We start from the raw sequence: 16,077 nt of genomic DNA on the forward strand, positions 1-16,077 counted from the left end.
TACGCTCTCTCAGCCACTCTGTAAATTTCTTGATCGTCGAATGGACGCCCCATGCAAGCAGACCTATTTCTGGCTCGACCCGAGGATCTAAATCTGCTTCCTTCCGATGGTGTCGTGAACGATTTCGGCATTGTCCTGAGCATGATAGCAGCCGATGTTATTTTCTCACGCCTGATATCAGAGATTGCCTGGCTGGCCGATACCGCGCTCATCAATGGCAACGTCATCGAAACCAGGCGCCAAGTGGCGTGGTATGCAGACACCCCATCGCGCTACATCCATTCCGGTGTCCTGAGACAATCGTTGCCATGGGATGTCGAAATCCTCAACTCGCTCAGAGCCCAGGTTGAGCGCTTCACCGCAACGACGTTCAACTCGTACTTGCTCAATCGTTATGAGGATGGCACCCAAGGAATGGGATGGCACAGCGACAGTGAGGCTACGGGTGAGCACGCTGTGATCGCGTCATTGAGTCTGGGGGGAACTCGAAAGTTTGCCTTCAAACACAAGAGCTCCGGTGAGCGTAGGGAAATGGCTTTGCACCATGGACAACTGATCGTGATGCGAGGGGATACGCAACAATATTGGCTTCATGCACTGACGAAAACCAACGCTGTGGTCTCCCCGCGTATCAGCCTGACGTTCAGACGGTTCCCGTAGTCTGCACGTTTTCAACTCATCGTCGCGCCCCACCGGCAAGCAGCCCCTCAGACCATCAGCTAGCTGCGTTGCCTTGGAAAAACGCTATTGTATAAACACTGCCAGTTTCTATAGAATCCGCAAAGCAGTAACCAGCCGATTTCGAGCATCGCCAAGCCCATGACCCAAAAGCCCACCAAGTCCACGCCTGCCAAACCCCGCAGCCGCTCCTCGATTGGCGCGGTTCGCAGCCCGCAAAGCACCGAGGCCATCCTGGAAGCGGCCGCCGCTATTCTTGAAGAGCAAGGGTATCGGGCGTTTACCATGGATGCGCTGGTCGAGCGTGCCGGGTCAAGCAAGCCGACCATCTATCGCTGGTGGCGCAGCAAAGGCGCTTTGTTGAGAGATGTTTACGAGCGCACCGCGTTGACTTTCGTCACCTCCCCCGACACCGGCAATCTGGAACAGGATTTGATTGTGCATTTGCGCTCGCTTTGGACTTGGTGGCAGTCGTCTAGCGCCGGGGAAACCCTCCGCAGTTTCTTCATTGAAATTCAGATGGATTCAAAGGCCATTGCCGAATTCCGAGAGGAGTTTCTACCGCGTCGCGAACGTACTTTGCGCAAGATATTCGCCAGAGCAGTGAGCGCAGGAGAAATTGTCGACGGTCCTGCCGTGGAGGTCGCCGTCTCGATGCTCACAGGCATGTCCTGGCTGCATCTGATCACCGCGAACCTGGAAAACCTGGATGACATCGACAATTCAGTCGCGGTGATCGTCAAGGGCCTTAGAATTCAATAGTCGTCAGAAGGTCCAGTTCTTTTTTTTGCCCATAACGACACTAACAGTGTTTATTGACTAAATCGCACTCACAACCCGTCACTTTTTCATTTCTGCCCGCCAATCCTTACGCCAGAGAATACCGTTCATGAACAGTCGAAAAAATGAGGAGTTTACGGACGTGCGATCCAGACGCTCCTTTGCCGCCCAAGCGTCAGCCGCTGTCTTGCTGATCCTGCTTGCCGGTTGCTCTTTCAGCGACTTGAAGCCGCAGTCCAGAATGCTCTCACCCGAGGATGCCGGTGAAACCTTGGCCGATAGCGGCATCACGTTATCGCCTGCCGCTTGGCCAACCGAAACCTGGTGGACCAGTTTCAACGATCCGCAGCTCAACACTTTGGTTGAAGAGGCGCTCGCGGATAGTCCGACACTGCGCTCCGCCGCCGCTCGCGTGCGCCAGGCCGGCGCCCTGGAGGCCGTCGAAAGCGCCTCACTGTTGCCACGTATTGACGCAGCAGCAAGCACCACCCGCGAACGCTTCAGTGCTAACGGCACTACGCCTGCGCCTGTCAAAGGCACCTGGCAAAATGTCGACCAAGCGACGCTGAATGTTGGGTACGAACTGGATTTCTGGGGTAAAAATCATTCTGCCGTTGAAGCCGCCGTGGGACGTCGACATGCGCTTGAGGTCGACAGCCACGCGGCTGCGCTGATGCTATCGACGTCCATCGTGCAAACCTATATCGCCTTGCAGGACACTTATGAGCAACTTGATGTTGCTCAGGCGTTACTGGACCAGCAAGTCCACATTGAAAAGCTGACACAGCAACGCTTTACCGCCGAATTGGGCACGCAAATTGATATCAAGCAATCCCAAGCCTCGCTGCCCGCCAGCCGGGCCAACATTGCCGCCCACAAAGAAGTGATTGAGCTGAACCAGAACAAGCTCGCCTCTTTACTGGGCAAGGGACCTGACCGTGGACGTTCGATCGCACGCCCGCACATGCAGGCAAGCAACACCGTCGCGCTTCCCAGCCAGATTCCTGCCGAACTGGTCGGGCACCGTCCCGATGTAGTCGCTCAACGCTGGCGCGTAGAGGCATCGGGGCATGAGATTGATGTGGCCAAAGCCCGGTTTTACCCAAACGTGAACCTCACGTCCTTTATTGGCCTGCAAAGCCTTGCGTTCGACACCTTCAACGATCACAGCAGCAGAATTTTGGGCTTTTCGCCGGCGATCAGCCTGCCGATTTTCGAGGGTGGACGCTTGCGCGGCAATTTGGATGCTCAGGATGCGGCTTACGACCTCGCCGTTGAAAACTACAACCAGACCGTCATCGACGCGCTACGTGACATCGCCGATCAACTGTCTTCGTTGCGTTGGTTAAAAGAAAGACTGGCCCAACAACTCGAGGCGGTCAACACAGCCCAGGCCGCGTCCGATCTGGTCAACCTGCGCTATGGAGCGGGGCTGGCCACGTACCTGCAAGTGCTGGCCACCGAGAACGCGACACTGACCCAAAAAAGTCAATTGGTCGCGTTGCAATCCCGTGCGCTTTCTCTGCAAGCCAACTTGAGCCGGGCGCTGGGCGGTGGCTATCGCCCCGAGTTCTCCAGCAACCCCCCTGCACTCCCAACCGTAGCTGATAAATCATGACCACCCAAACGTCCTCCCCCGTCGATCCTGCTCAACCCAAAGCCTCCTATCTCCCTCAGTTGCTGCTGATCCTGGGCATTGTGCTGTTAATGGCGACCTTGGGCATCTGGTACCTGTTGGGACTGGATACCGAATCTACCGACGATGCCTATGTGGACGGCAACATCGTTCAGGTGACCTCTCAGGTCAGCGGCACCGTGACGGTGATCAGTGGTGACAACACCGACCATGTCGACGCCCATTCGCCGCTGGTCACGCTCAATGCTGTGGACGCCGAAATCCAATTCGAGCGCGCTAAATCCAACCTTGCCCGCGCCGTGCGCCAAGCTCGCACCCAGTATTACCAGGTGCAACAACTGGAGGCTGAAGTCAGCCAACGACAAAACGACGTAAACAAGGCCCAGGATGATGTACGCCGACGCAGTCAGCTTGCCGCCAGCGGCGCTGTTTCGCGCGAAGAGATCAGCCATGCCGAAGAGGTGCTTAAAAACGCCTTGGCGGGCCTGGACGGTACCCGGCATGCACTGGCGGTTCGCCTGGCCATGGTCGATAACACGACTCTACGTACCCACCCCGATGTGCTGGTGGCTGCCGCCAATTTGCGCGATGCCTGTATTTCTTTGCATCGAAGCCAAATCTACTCGCCGGTTACCGGTGTAATCACCAAACGCAGTGTGCAGGTTGGTCAGCGAATCAATCCAGGCGTGGCCCTGATGTCGGTGGTGCCAATCGACCAGGTGTGGGTGAACGCCAACTTCAAGGAATCGCAGATCCAGGATTTGCGCATAGGCCAACCAGTGGTTCTGCGTGCCGATGCCTACAGCCGCAAGGTGATATTTCACGGTTCCATCGTAGGTCTGGATGCTGGCACCGGAAGCGCGTTTTCGTTGATGCCGGCACAGAACGCAACAGGTAACTGGATCAAGGTGACCCAGCGCGTGCCTGTGCGAATCGCCCTGCAACCGCAGGAAGTCGCCGACAACCCGCTGCGTCTCGGCCTATCCATGCGTGTGTCCGTTGACACCACCGACACCAGCGGGCAGGTGCTTAACAAGAAGACACCCGCGCAACCGGCCTACAGCACCAATATTTTTGAAAACGAGCTTAAGGACGCCAATGACGTTGTGGAGCAAGTGATCAGCGCCAACGATGACCGTGGCCAATATGCCAAGCATCTGAAACCTTGACGGGGTCTTTCATGTACCGGAAAAACGCCGCCTTGTTGATCACCGTAGGGCTGCTATGCGCATTGGAGTATCTACAGGCCGGCATGATCGCCTTTGCCTCGGCCCCCATCCGCGGTGAGATCGACGCCAGCCCTGAAGAGTTCACGCTGATTGCGGCGCTCTATGCGTGTATCGCCGTGGTGGTTATCTCAAAACAACGCTGGTTGGTGGAACGGCTCGGCTGGCGCAACTTCATGCTGGGCTCCATCAGCATTTACGTGTTGGGGGCCTTCGTGTGCGGCGTCAGCAGTGACCTCACTACCTTCACCGCCGGCCGCGTGGTCATGGCGCTGGGAGGCGCATCGTTCATGACCTCAGCGCGCCTGATGGTCAACCTGCTCCCGCCGGGACCCGGGCGATTCGTCGGGGTAAAAGTATTCGCCACTGGGCTGGCCATTGGCACGGCAGCGGCGCCCTTTCTTTCATCACTGGTAGTCGTCGAGGACACATGGCACGCGATCTTCTGGCTACTGATTGTCGGTGCGTTGGTAGCGGCCGTTCTCTGCACACGTTTTTTACCCAACATACCTATTCACGAGGATGACCGGACGCCCTCCAGCCCGGCTAACATCCTGTTGTTATCCCTCAGCACTTTCTTCCTGCTGTATGTGCTTCAGCGCTCCTACTACGATTTTTACAACGAGATGTTCATCCTCCTCACCTTCGCGCTGCTCGCCGCCTTGGGCGTGTACATCTTCTTCCACGCCGAACACGGTAAAGAGGCGCCCTTCCTTAAGGTCAAGGACTTGATGCAGTCTCGTTACATCCTCGGAGTTGCGTTGTTCTGCTTCACCTACATTGTGCTGGGCAGTAACAACTACATCTTGCCGTATTTCCTGCAAACGGCACTGGGTTACTCCTGGGACACCATCGGTACGTTCCAGGCCTTCGGCTTGGCTGGTGCGCTGTTGACATGGATTGTCATGGCTATCGTCATTCCAAAGTATCCAGCTCCGAAGAAGTTCTTCGTCGCGGGCTTCAGTGCCCTGATCTGCTTTGGCGTGTTGTTGTCATCCCTGACCCCCGACGCCAATATGTGGTCAAACATCCTGCCTGCACTGGTGCTTAACGGCTGTTTCGTGATGCTTGTACTCGCCACGGCGGCCATGCAGACTTTTCGCGATGTGACACACCATGACACGCTGTTCGCCCACGCCTATCAGATCAAAAGTATGCTGGCGCAGATTGCCATGGCACTTGGCACAACCGTTGCCACCTTGTTCCTGCAATGGCGCACCACTCTGCAATACAACAATCTCAACGGGCATTTCAGTTCAGGCGATCCGCTCTATCTGGAACAGACTCAACTGCTGGCTCAGGCACTCACACCTGCCGTAGGTGCGGGCCCAGCCAGTCAGATTTCGGTATCGACACTTGCCCAATCCCTGCACCAACAATCAACCCTGGTCGCAAGCATGGAGTACTTCTGGGCTGTCATCATAGTCGCCAGTATTGCACTGGTCGTTTCCATGATGCAGAAGACCTTCAAGTGAGGTCTGCGGTGCGAACGCCTTGACGCTCAGCCCCTCGACTTGGGCAGCATTCCATTCAGAATGTCGTCCTTATCGACAAAATGGTGCTTGAGCGCCACCAGCGCATGCCCGCCGACAAGCGCGCCGCAAAACCACGCGATCCAGGTATGGACGAGTTTGGCTAAATCATAGAGATCGGGATTGGGCGCAACCAATGGCGGCAATATGAACAGGCCGGCGACGAGAATGGGTTTGTCGGCCACCGAACTCCAGTACCAGCCCGACAGTGGTAAAGCCATCAGTGCAAGCGCATACAGAAGAATATGTCCCAGCGCTGCACCACGCCTCATCAGTGGGTTCATGCTCACCGGAAAGGCTGGCGGGCGCTTTAACAAACGCCAGAAGACTCGCACCACAACCAGAAAAAGCAAAGTGCTGGCCGTAGCCTTATGCAGAAAGGTCAGCTCATGATGTGGATTGAGTTCGTCACGCCAATGGGTGGCCAGAATGCCCACACCCCAACTGCCGAGCCATATCAGGGCCATGCCCCAGTGCAACCACTTGGCAGTGCCGGTGTAGCCGTCGGTTTTTGATACCGTCATCGATTTATCCCTGCTTTCAAAGTACCTGATGCGTTTCGCCAGATGCACGCGCAACGCGATCCTATAGGGCTTTCCAGCAGGGATAAACGCCGCGAAAATCGCTGCTGTGTAGAGAAAATCTCTACTGTTTAGCCAACGGCAATGGGGCCGATGCGCGAACCATCGCTAAAGGGGAACGGTCAGTTTGACCCAGTAAGCCTCCCCTTCCGGACGATTGCGCACCTCGCTCTCCTTCTGCCACTTTGCGGTCACGAACCAGCCAGCAGCACTGGCGTACTTGATCGAAGGGCCGATGGCAAACGCGCGCCCCTTGTTGTCCTCAACGCGGTCACCGTCTTGATGATCGTCGGTGGTCTGGCGGTAGACGTAACCGCCTACCCCAACCACCCAGCCATTGCCGAAGCCCCAACCCAGGGAGTAGTCGGCATGCAACTCCTGGCCAGAGCGATAGTCAGTAGCGGCATTGCGCAGATTGAAGTCATACATCATCTTGATGTCGGCGTTCACCCCCGCAGGATCGACATACGAAAACGCCGCGATGGGTTCAAACGCCCAGTAGTTGCGGCCAATATTGGCCAGGTCACCGCGATCGTAACGCCCGGTTGGGGCGAAGACGTCAACTGCATAAATCGCGTGAAATTTTTCGCTGTAGTGATACCCCAGAGCCGGACCAAAGATGATGTCCCCAAGCCCCGTTTTGTTTTGATGCTGGCCGTTGACCTCCACCCTTAGATCAACCAATGGAACGTTGACGTGAAATGCCAGCGCCCCGTCGAGAATTTTTTGCTCCGTGACCCAAATCAGCCTTGGCGCAATCACATCTGCACTCAAATGAAAGTCGTCAACCGCCCGCTGCCCTCGATTATCGAGAAGACGATCAGCGCGATAACTTTCAGCAAAAATTTGCCCATAAAAACCAGGCGGCGGCATGGCGCCGGTCATGTAGTTTTCCGCCCCCATAGGGTACGACGACCCTCCTCCTTCGGTGGCTTGCACCGCGGGCAAAAAAATTGCCAACGCGGATCCAGCCATCGCACAAGGAACATTTCTAAGGAGGCTTACAGCTGCATAGGTATTTTTATTATTCATTGTCGCAACCATGGATTTGTTGAAGATACACAGGCACCGCTTACCGCAACACAAGGTGTCGTCGTGAAGTAAAGAGTGTCGGTAACCGACTCCTAGAGCCGGTCACCGTGGCCTGACGTCAGAATGGATAAGGTTGGTCGGAGGGCTCGACCGTGACCCACTTCACTTCGGTGAACTCTTCGATAACGGCGCTGCCGTCGAACCGGCCATAGCCACTGTTCTTCATGCCGCCGTAGGGTGCCTGAGGCTCGTTTTGCACCGTGGCACCGTTGATATGCACGCAACCGGCATCCAGCCGGCTGGCCAGGTCCAGGGCAAGGCTGACATTGCGACTGAAAATCGCCGATGAGAGGCCGAACGCTGTGTCGTTAGCGACTTCCAGCGCCTGCTCGGCACCTTTGACACGCACCACCGTGGTGACCGGGCCGAAAGTTTCCTCATCGTAGATCTCCATTGCCGAGGACACACGGTCCACCAGCGTCGGCGCCATTTGCGCCTGCTCCGCCAGCCCGCCGGCAACAATAGTCGCGCCCTTGCCGATGGCATCGTCGAGCAACTGGTTGATGCGCTGCACCGAGCCCTGGGAAATCATCGGGCCCACAACGCTGGCCGGGTTGGTCACCGGACTACCCTGCTCAAGACCACGGATACGCTGCGCAAACTTCGCAACGAACTCGTCCGCCACGGCTTCGTCGACGACAAACCGTTCGGTCGACATGCAAATTTGCCCCTGGTACAGAAAGGCGCCAAACACTGCGGCATTGACTGCGCCATCCAGGTCGGCATCATCGAGCACGATAAACGGCGCCTTGCCGCCCAGTTCCAACAGGCAGCGCTTGAGGTGTTTCGCACTGGTCTGGGCAATCATCCGGCCGACTTTGGTCGAACCGGTGAAATTCACTCGGCGAACCGTATCGTGGGCAATCAGCACTTCCGTCACGGCGCCGGCATCTTCGGGCGCAGAGATGATGAAGTTCAACACGCCGGACGGAAAGCCCGCTTCATAGAAGGCCTGCGCCAGCAGCTCATGAGTGCGCGGGCTATTTTCCGAGCCTTTGAAAATAACGGTATTGCCACACGCCAATGGGTAAGCGATCGACCGAGCGCCAAGGATGACCGGACCGTTCCACGGCGCGATGCTCAATACCGTGCCGGCGGGTTGGCGCAGTGTTACCGATAAGGTGCCGGGCTTGTCGGTGGCAAGGGTTTCACCCTTGATTTGCGTTGTGAGTGCGGCGGCTTCACGGAGCAGGTTGGCCGAAGCCCCCACATTGAACTGTGACCACAGCTGCGAAGCACCGATCTCTTCTGCCATGACTCTGCAGAAAAGCTCCATCTTGCTTTCCAGGACGTCGGCTGCCGCCAGCAGCAGACGACGGCGCTCGGTAGGGCCGACCTTCGACCATGTTTTGAACGCCTGCTGCGAAGAAGCCGCAACACGCCGGGCATCTTCGACGCTGCACGCGGCGCCAGTGGTGACGACCTTGCCGCTGACAGGGTCGATCCGCTGATAGGTTTTACCATCCGAGGCATCTTGCGGGATATTGTCGATTACGAGCTGAACATTCATCTTGGGGTCCTTAAATGAGCCTGAACAATCACGACAAGTCGGTCTGGGCCGGCATGCGTAGAATTGGTTTGATCGTGATACCGCTTTCGCTGTCGGCCATCGCTTCATTGACCTGGTCAAACGCGTAGAACCGGCACAGCTTGTCAAACGGGAAGCGGCCTTGCAGGTGCAGGTCTACGAGGATGGGAATGAAGGCGTTAGCGACCACGTCGCCTTGGACAATGCCCATGATTCGCTTGCCGGGGATCATCACGTCGTTGATGTTGAACGCCACCTCCGTGCCCATCTTCGTCGCCCCTACAATCCCGCACGTGCCCAGCGTGGTGAGCGCATCGATCGCTTGACGCAACACTTCCGCCCGCCCAGAGCATTCCAGGCTGTAGTTCACGCCGCCGCCAGTGATCTCGCGGATGCGCTGAACCGGGTCCTCTTCCCGGCTATTGATCACGTGGGTAGCACCCACTTCGAGGGCCAGGCTCAAGCGACTCGGCGTGACGTCGACGGCGATAATGGTGGTCGCACCGGCAACCTTGGCTGCCATCACCGCGGCCAGGCCCACTGCGCCAGCACCGAAGGCGGCGAAGCTGGCCCCAGCCTCTACCTGCAAGGCCTTGAGTACCGAACCCGCGCCCGTCTGAATGCCGCATCCCAGCGGGCCGAGCAGTTCGAGTGGAGCCTGTTTGGAGACTTTCACGACATTGCGCTCGTTCGCGACGACGTAGGTCGAAAAGGAGGATTGGCCAAAAAAATGGTCATGTATCGGTGCATCGGTCGCACAGCTGCAGGTGCACGTACTGCCGTCGAGGCGCCCGCCGCCGAAGTTCAGCGGGTGCATATGCGAGCAATGCGCGGGGTGTCCTGTTTCGCAGGGTAGGCACAAGCCACAGGACATGTAGGTCATGACCACATGATCGCCAGGAGCGATGGTCGTTACCGCAGCGCCCACCGCCTCCACCACGCCCGCACCTTCGTGGCCCAAAATGATTGGCAACGGCGTTGGAAAGAGCTGATCGCGAACGACCATATCGGTGTGGCAAACACCTGTCGCCACGACACGCACTCGGACCTCGTCGGCACGTGGAACAGCCAGCTCTGCGCGCTCGATCTGGAGCTTGCCACCGGCTTCACGCAACACGGCGACTTTTACTTCGATGGGTGAGAGAGTGCTTTGGGACATGCTTTTATCCTCTTTAATAAGTTTTTCTGGGTATGCAGCTTTGACTTACGCCTCTTGAAGAGCACGCGGGCGATTGCTCCGTTGCTCCGCCTCAAGGTTGGCTGCCGGGCGCAGCTGAAAATCGAATTTCATTTGTGCAAAACGTCCTGGCACTTGATGGGCCGCAGCCAAGGCTTGGTCATCGATGAATTGCACCTCACCGATCAATCCATCCCGCGTGGCGTAAGCGAAGTCATCCCAGAGGTAGGCGTCGTTGGATAGGTTGATCTGCGTGGTCAAATGTTCGTAGTCCGGGGCGGATACGAAAAAGTGGATATGCGCCGGACGCTGGCCATGCCTGCCCAATTGGTTAAGGCACTCCTGGGTCGGGCCCTGAGGGTTACAGCCGTAGCCCGACGGCACGATACTTCTGGCGCGATAACGCCCTTCGGCGTCGGTCACAATGCGACGACGCAGATTGAATTCGGATTGGCTTTTATCGAAGTGGGAATAGTTGCCCTGGCTGTCGGCTTGCCACAGGTCTACCAGGGCACCAGCGATCGGCTGCCCTTGCAAATCCAGGATCTGGCCCTCGACAAACATAGGCGTCGCGACATCATCTTCGGCACCATCATCCATACGGGCATAGCCCTGACTGAGCGGCGCGCCGGCTACATACAAAGGCCCTTCAATCGTGCGCGGTGTTCCTCCGGTGCGCCCGGCTTCGGCTTGCTTGGCATCGTTGAGCAGATCGAGAAAGTGCTCAACGCCCAGGCCTGCCGCCAGCAGGCCGGCCTCGTTGCTTTTGCCGAGTCGATTGATGTATTCGACACCGGCCCAGAACTCACCATCACTGATCTCCAGTTCTTCAATGAGCCTGGCGGTCTCTTGCAGAATACGTAACACGATTTGTTTATTGCGCGGGTTACCCGCCGCGTTCTTCAGCCCTGCTGCGTCCTGGAAAAACTCAAGCATTGGGGGGGTATGGGAAATGCTGATAGCCATAGAGGTTTCACCTATTTTTATTGTGGGTGTAGCGCGCCAGCCGCTGGGAACTGGCGCATTGCAGGAACGCAATCAGACGGCCTCTGACCACCCGAGCCGGGTGCGAGCCTCTACCAGGTCCGATTGCATGTCGTGGTTCCACAGCCAGTCGAAACGACTGGCCAGAGTTGTCGACAGAAGGGGTTCTTGGTCTTCGACCTGACGGTCTCGAAACTCGTAGAGTTCGCCAGCTTCCCAGGACGTTCGCTGCACGCGGCAGGCGCGAGGTCTGCGGATAGCGTCGTACACCTCAAGCACGCTTTGGGCGTCACTTTGAAGCACTCGCGGGTCTCCCAGCAGGCGTGCGAGCAACCAGGCATCTTCCAGCCCTTGCCCCGCACCGGCACCTTGATGGGGGAGCATGGCGTGGGCAGCGTCACCGATCAGCCCTACGCGGCCATGGGTATAACCTGCAAGCTCTTCCAGTTCGTGAAGTGCCCAGAGGGTAGGTTCGGGAATGCACTCGAGCAGCACGCGAACGGCATCCCCCCACTCGGAGAACGCTTTCAGCATCTGGGCCTGGCTGGTGCTTTTGACCCAAGGTGTGTCTTGCGGCCATACCGGGTTGGGGTCGGTGCGATCAGAAACGAATGCAACCACGTTGATCAATCGGCCCTGCTTGACCGGAAAAGTGAGGATGTGGGCGTCGAGTCCCAGGTACATTTGCGGGACGTTGATCAGGTGCTCATCAACACCCGCAGTGCGATAGGCGGCGCGCAGTTGCTCGCTGTCGATCATTCCGCGATAGGCGCAGGTTCCGCTGAATCGGGGCGCGACCAAAGGCTGGCCCAGCCCCTGAAGCACATAGTCGCGAATAGAGGATTTGATACCGTCTGCGGCGATCAGAAGGTCGCACTGATAGTCCGTGCCATCAGTGAACTGCACGCTGACCCTGTCCCCCGTCTCATGGACGCCAACCGCACGTTTGTCGAAGCAGGCGATGCCTTCTGGCAATTGCGTTGCCAAGGCGTCGAGGAAATCTGCGCGGTGAACGGAGGACTGACCGACGCCTTGGGCAACGCTGGCACCGAGATAACCGGCATCGACGCCTCGACGCCATTCAAACCAGATGTCTTGCCACGGTTGCGGGGTGCGGTCAGCGATGAGTTCGTAGGGTTTGCCGATACCCAGCCCTTCGATGGCCCGGACGGCGTTCGCACCAAAGGACACACCTGCGCCGACCTCGCCGAAGGCGGGAGCAGCTTCAAATAATTTCACATCCAGATGCTGATGACGGCAAAGATCCAGTGCCAAGGCGACGCCAGCGATACCGCCGCCGACGATGCCCACTTGCAAGACAGAGTGAGGGCTACTCATGGGGGAAACCTTATGTGTTGTTTTTGGAATAGCCCGATCATGACTATTCACAAACCATTGATAAATGCCCTCAACCCCATACAAACTATCACCAACCTGAATACTCATTCACTTTCAAGAGCCGCCCAAGGCCGAGAAAATTTGCGATGAACCTGCGTGAACTTGATCTGAATCTGCTGGTGATCTTTCACCAATTGCTGGTGGATCGAAGTGTTTCAGCTGCGGCCGAGAGCCTTGGGCTGACCCAACCCGCCGTCAGCAATGCGCTCAAGCGTTTACGGAACACGTTCAATGACGAATTGTTTGTGCGCACCCATCAGGGGATGCAGCCGACGCCCTATGCCGCGCAACTGGCCGAGCCAGTCTCCCAGGCAATCAACCTGCTGCACGGCGCGATCAATCGCCATGACGAGTTCGATCCATCGACCAGCCAGAAGCGCTTTGTCGTGGCGATGACCGACATCGGGGAGATTTATTTTGTGCCACGGTTGATCGACGCCTTGCTCAAACAGGCCCCCGGAATATCGGTCACCACATTGCGCAGCAATACCGAACTTTCCGAGAAAATGGCCAATGGCGAGGTGGATCTGGCCGTGGGATTGCTGCCGGATCTGCAAGCGGGCTTCTACCAGAGGCGCCTGTTCCACCATCGCTACGTCTGTTTATGCCGAAAGGACCACCCGCTCACTGAACAGCCCATGACACGGGAGCGCTTTTGCGAGTTCGGGCATGTCAGGATCATCGCCGCCAGCACGGGGCATGGAGAGATCGATACGCATATGCAGCGGGCCGGTCTACAACGAGACATTCGACTGGAGGTTCCACACTTTGTCGCGGTCGGTCATATCCTGCAGAACACAGACCTGATCGCCACGGTACCTGAGCGTTTCGCCAACAGCTGCGCCGGCCCCTTCGGACTGACGAGCCTGCCGTTGCCTTTACCGCTGCCCGAGATCGCCATCAACTTGTTCTGGCACGGTAAATACAATCGGGACCCGGCCAACAAATGGTTCCGGCAACTGATGTTTGATCTGTTCAGCGATTGAGCGATGAAGGCTGATAGTGCGCAACGATGGAATTCACCTGGCATCAGCCCGCATCACTGCCAATGCTCACAAAGCTTGACCAGTTCATCCACCACGTACCTCACCTTCGGGCGCAGATGGGACACCTTTGGCCAGACGGCATGCACATCGACAGCTTCTGGTTCATACACTTGCAGAACCTCCACCAGCCTGCCCGCTTCGATATCATCCTGGAACAGGCTGCGTGGCATCTGGCACAAGCCCGTGCCAGCGACTGCCGCGAGAATCATGGCTTCCCCGTCGCCAATCTGATGGGTCGAGGGTGGCGCGTATCGTACGGTCTGCCCTGCCTGCATGACCCGCCACGACAGCGGCTGGCCGCGTCGATGCCCGACAATGCAACGGTGATGGCTCAGGTCTTCCAGGGTCTGCGGAACACCAAAGCGTGTCAGGTAGTCGGGCGAGGCACAAATGGCCCAGCGTTGTCGGGTCAGCCGCCGCGCCACCAGACCGCTGGTGTCCTGTAGCTCCCCGAAGCGGACCAACAAATCGATCCCCTCCTCGAAGGGATCAACTAGGTGGTCGGAAAACGTCAAGTTCAGTTGCAAAGCCGGGTACTTGTTGGCGATCTCAAACAGCAATGGGGCGACGACCCGACGACCGAATGCCACAGGTATGTCTACCCGCAGACGTCCGGAAGGCTCGCCAGCGCCGGGCCCCAATCCACTCTCTGCAGCACCAATTTCCTCAAGGGCGGCAGAGCACGCCACGAAATAGGCCTCACCATCCGCGGTCAGGGAAATGCGGCGAGTAGTGCGATGAAACAACTGGGTGCCCAAGCGTTCTTCCAGGCGAGCAATGGCTTTGCCCACGGCGGATTTTGACAGGCCCAGACGCTCGGCGGCCTGGGTGAAGCTGGTCGAGCGCGCGGCCACGACGAACGTGATGACGCCCTGAAACGAATCGATAGGAACCATGCCTGCTCGCCGATTGTAGAGTTTTAGTCTACCCAGATTATAGCTTGAGGCCGTTTATCGCCAGCACACTCAACAGTAGGATGGGCTCTAGAAAGACAACGGTGCACATCACGCACCTCTCTCCAGATCAATGCCCCAAGAGGACACCATCATGCCCGTCGTACGTGTGAGCTGGTTCGAAGGTAAAGAACACGCACAAAAAGCCGCTGTTGCCGCAGACATCACCGAAAGCATCGTTAAACACACTGGTACAGATGCCAACTATATCTACGTCATTTTTGAAGACGTTGCGCCTTCGGATTGGGCTGGCGCCGGCAAACTATTCGGGGACGCGCCCGAGAAATCCTGACCCCCATCAGCACCGAATACATCGGCTTGACCAGCGATGCATTCTCAACAGGCTTCTTATGAAGCCTCTGACGGAAGAGCTATCCATGCACCCACATGTCTCCTGCCTGTTCTCCCTCGCTGTAAAACCCGAAGAGTTTCCAGAGTTCAAGGCGCTGATCGCGAACATCGTGGCAGCCACCCGCGCCGAGCTTGGCACGCTGGTTTACGAATACAGCGCCAACGAAGACAACAACACCGTTCACATCCTTGAACGCTATAACGCCGATGCCGTTGTCAGTCACGTAGACACCACCTTCGCACCGTTCGGCAAGCGTTTCCTCGAACTGTGCACCGTTACCAGTCTGGTGGTCTACGGCACACCGGATGCAGAAATCCGCAAACGTCTTGACCCGTTCGGGGCGGTGTATATGACCCCTTTCGACGGCTTCAGCCGCTAAGTTCTATGACGGCGCAGGCTCGACGGTAACAACCGGGACTGCACGCATCCCCTTTCCCGCACAGAGATCACCATGTCTGTTATTGCTGAAGTAATTAAGTCCCGAATTTCCGCCAACAGCTACGACACTGAACGTCAGTTGACGGATCAACAGATCGCCGAGCTGATCGAACTGGCAACGCACGCTCCCTCTGCCTTCAACCTTCAAAACTGGAGGTTCCTGGCGGTACGCAGCACCGAAGCAAAGGCGCGATTGCTGCCATTGGCCTTCGGTCAACAAAAGGTCATGGATTCAGCCGTGACCTTTATTGTCTGTGGCACCCTCAATCCCCATGAAACCCTGCCATCAGCCCTGAAGCCGACGCTGGATGCAGGGATCATTGATCAGGCGATCTACGACATGTGGGTTGGCGCCGCTCAAGGCATGTACCAGGACAACCCGCAGTTACAACGCGACGAAGCGATCCGCTCAGGCTCTCTGGCGGCCATGACCCTGATGCTGGCCGCCAAAGGACAAGGCCTTGTTTCGACACCCATGATCGGGTTCGACCAGTCGGCAGTGGCACAAGCATTCGGTCTTTCCGCTACGGAGATTCCGGTGATGTTGATCACCGTTGGCTACCCTGGCTCGGCTAACTGGCCGCAAAAGCCCCGTAAAGCTGTCAACGAAGTTCTGCAGTTCGTGTAAGCAGTGCTGCCGGCGATAGCCAGGTACAACCTGGCTTCGCTGGCTGTT

The 16,077-nt window shown here is 57.4% G+C and carries 16 protein-coding genes; 9 read left to right on the top strand and 7 right to left on the bottom strand.

Annotated elements, in window-relative coordinates; genetic code table 11:
• Nucleotides 1-51 precede the first annotated feature (51 nt).
• The 5 genes from ACA059_RS18850 (at nucleotide 52) to ACA059_RS18870 (ending at nucleotide 5,795) form a co-directional block, all read left to right on the top strand.
• Entirely contained in the window at nucleotides 52-660 is a 609-nt protein-coding gene (locus ACA059_RS18850; protein ID WP_497630496.1) for an alpha-ketoglutarate-dependent dioxygenase AlkB family protein, read from the top strand.
• Between the two features lie 159 nt (nucleotides 661-819).
• Nucleotides 820-1,440 (top strand): TetR/AcrR family transcriptional regulator, encoded by a 621-nt coding sequence (locus ACA059_RS18855; RefSeq protein WP_454866860.1) that lies wholly within the window; start codon nucleotides 820-822, stop codon nucleotides 1,438-1,440.
• Between the two features lie 127 nt (nucleotides 1,441-1,567).
• Nucleotides 1,568-3,076 carry an efflux transporter outer membrane subunit gene (locus ACA059_RS18860; RefSeq protein ID WP_497630497.1) on the top strand — a complete coding sequence of 503 codons (1,509 nt, stop codon included), beginning with the start codon at nucleotides 1,568-1,570 and terminating at the stop codon, nucleotides 3,074-3,076.
• Nucleotides 3,073-4,263, top strand: a complete 1,191-nt coding sequence (locus tag ACA059_RS18865) for an HlyD family secretion protein (RefSeq protein ID WP_497630498.1) — start codon at nucleotides 3,073-3,075, stop codon at nucleotides 4,261-4,263. The genes ACA059_RS18860 and ACA059_RS18865 overlap by 4 nt, the downstream gene beginning before the upstream one ends.
• A gap of 11 nt (nucleotides 4,264-4,274) precedes the next feature.
• Nucleotides 4,275-5,795 carry an MFS transporter gene (locus tag ACA059_RS18870; protein WP_497630499.1) on the top strand — a complete coding sequence of 507 codons (1,521 nt, stop codon included), beginning with the start codon at nucleotides 4,275-4,277 and terminating at the stop codon, nucleotides 5,793-5,795.
• A gap of 26 nt (nucleotides 5,796-5,821) precedes the next feature.
• On the opposite strand, the gene ACA059_RS18875 is transcribed toward ACA059_RS18870, so the two are convergent.
• The 6 genes from ACA059_RS18875 to salA all read right to left on the bottom strand — a co-directional run bounded on the left by ACA059_RS18875 (nucleotide 5,822) and on the right by salA (nucleotide 12,552).
• On the bottom strand, nucleotides 5,822-6,376 hold the full coding sequence (locus ACA059_RS18875; protein ID WP_497340928.1) for a cytochrome b: 555 nt from the start codon (nucleotides 6,374-6,376) through the stop codon (nucleotides 5,822-5,824).
• A gap of 165 nt (nucleotides 6,377-6,541) precedes the next feature.
• Nucleotides 6,542-7,465 (bottom strand): SphA family protein, encoded by a 924-nt coding sequence (locus ACA059_RS18880; RefSeq protein WP_497630500.1) that lies wholly within the window; start codon nucleotides 7,463-7,465, stop codon nucleotides 6,542-6,544.
• Between the two features lie 118 nt (nucleotides 7,466-7,583).
• Entirely contained in the window at nucleotides 7,584-9,035 is a 1,452-nt protein-coding gene (locus tag ACA059_RS18885; protein WP_497630501.1) for an aldehyde dehydrogenase, read from the bottom strand.
• A gap of 28 nt (nucleotides 9,036-9,063) precedes the next feature.
• Nucleotides 9,064-10,212, bottom strand: a complete 1,149-nt coding sequence (locus ACA059_RS18890; protein ID WP_497630502.1) for an NAD(P)-dependent alcohol dehydrogenase — start codon at nucleotides 10,210-10,212, stop codon at nucleotides 9,064-9,066.
• Between the two features lie 45 nt (nucleotides 10,213-10,257).
• Complete coding sequence (gene catA / locus ACA059_RS18895) at nucleotides 10,258-11,196, bottom strand: catechol 1,2-dioxygenase (RefSeq protein WP_497630503.1); 939 nt, start codon at nucleotides 11,194-11,196, stop codon at nucleotides 10,258-10,260.
• A 72-nt stretch (nucleotides 11,197-11,268) separates the two neighbouring features.
• Nucleotides 11,269-12,552 carry a salicylate 1-monooxygenase gene (gene salA, locus ACA059_RS18900; protein WP_497630504.1) on the bottom strand — a complete coding sequence of 428 codons (1,284 nt, stop codon included), beginning with the start codon at nucleotides 12,550-12,552 and terminating at the stop codon, nucleotides 11,269-11,271.
• A 146-nt stretch (nucleotides 12,553-12,698) separates the two neighbouring features.
• Between salA and ACA059_RS18905 the strand changes: the two genes are divergently transcribed.
• Nucleotides 12,699-13,598: a LysR family transcriptional regulator gene (locus ACA059_RS18905; RefSeq protein ID WP_134101548.1), complete on the top strand. Its 900-nt coding sequence runs from the start codon at nucleotides 12,699-12,701 to the stop codon at nucleotides 13,596-13,598.
• Nucleotides 13,599-13,651: 53 nt separating this feature from the next.
• Here the strand turns inward: ACA059_RS18905 and ACA059_RS18910 are convergent, their stop codons facing one another.
• On the bottom strand, nucleotides 13,652-14,554 hold the full coding sequence (locus ACA059_RS18910; protein WP_497630505.1) for a LysR family transcriptional regulator: 903 nt from the start codon (nucleotides 14,552-14,554) through the stop codon (nucleotides 13,652-13,654).
• A 151-nt stretch (nucleotides 14,555-14,705) separates the two neighbouring features.
• Here ACA059_RS18910 and ACA059_RS18915 point away from each other — a divergent pair, with 151 nt between their 5' ends.
• The 3 genes from ACA059_RS18915 to ACA059_RS18925 all read left to right on the top strand — a co-directional run bounded on the left by ACA059_RS18915 (nucleotide 14,706) and on the right by ACA059_RS18925 (nucleotide 16,029).
• A complete protein-coding gene (locus ACA059_RS18915; protein WP_166675881.1) occupies nucleotides 14,706-14,903 on the top strand; it encodes a tautomerase family protein in 198 nt (65 codons plus the stop codon).
• A gap of 85 nt (nucleotides 14,904-14,988) precedes the next feature.
• Nucleotides 14,989-15,342 (top strand): putative quinol monooxygenase, encoded by a 354-nt coding sequence (locus tag ACA059_RS18920; RefSeq protein ID WP_497630506.1) that lies wholly within the window; start codon nucleotides 14,989-14,991, stop codon nucleotides 15,340-15,342.
• Between the two features lie 72 nt (nucleotides 15,343-15,414).
• A complete protein-coding gene (locus ACA059_RS18925) occupies nucleotides 15,415-16,029 on the top strand; it encodes a nitroreductase family protein (protein ID WP_497630507.1) in 615 nt (204 codons plus the stop codon).
• Nucleotides 16,030-16,077 lie beyond the last annotated feature (48 nt).

It is taken from the genome of Pseudomonas sp. LBUM1647, assembly GCF_059716175.1.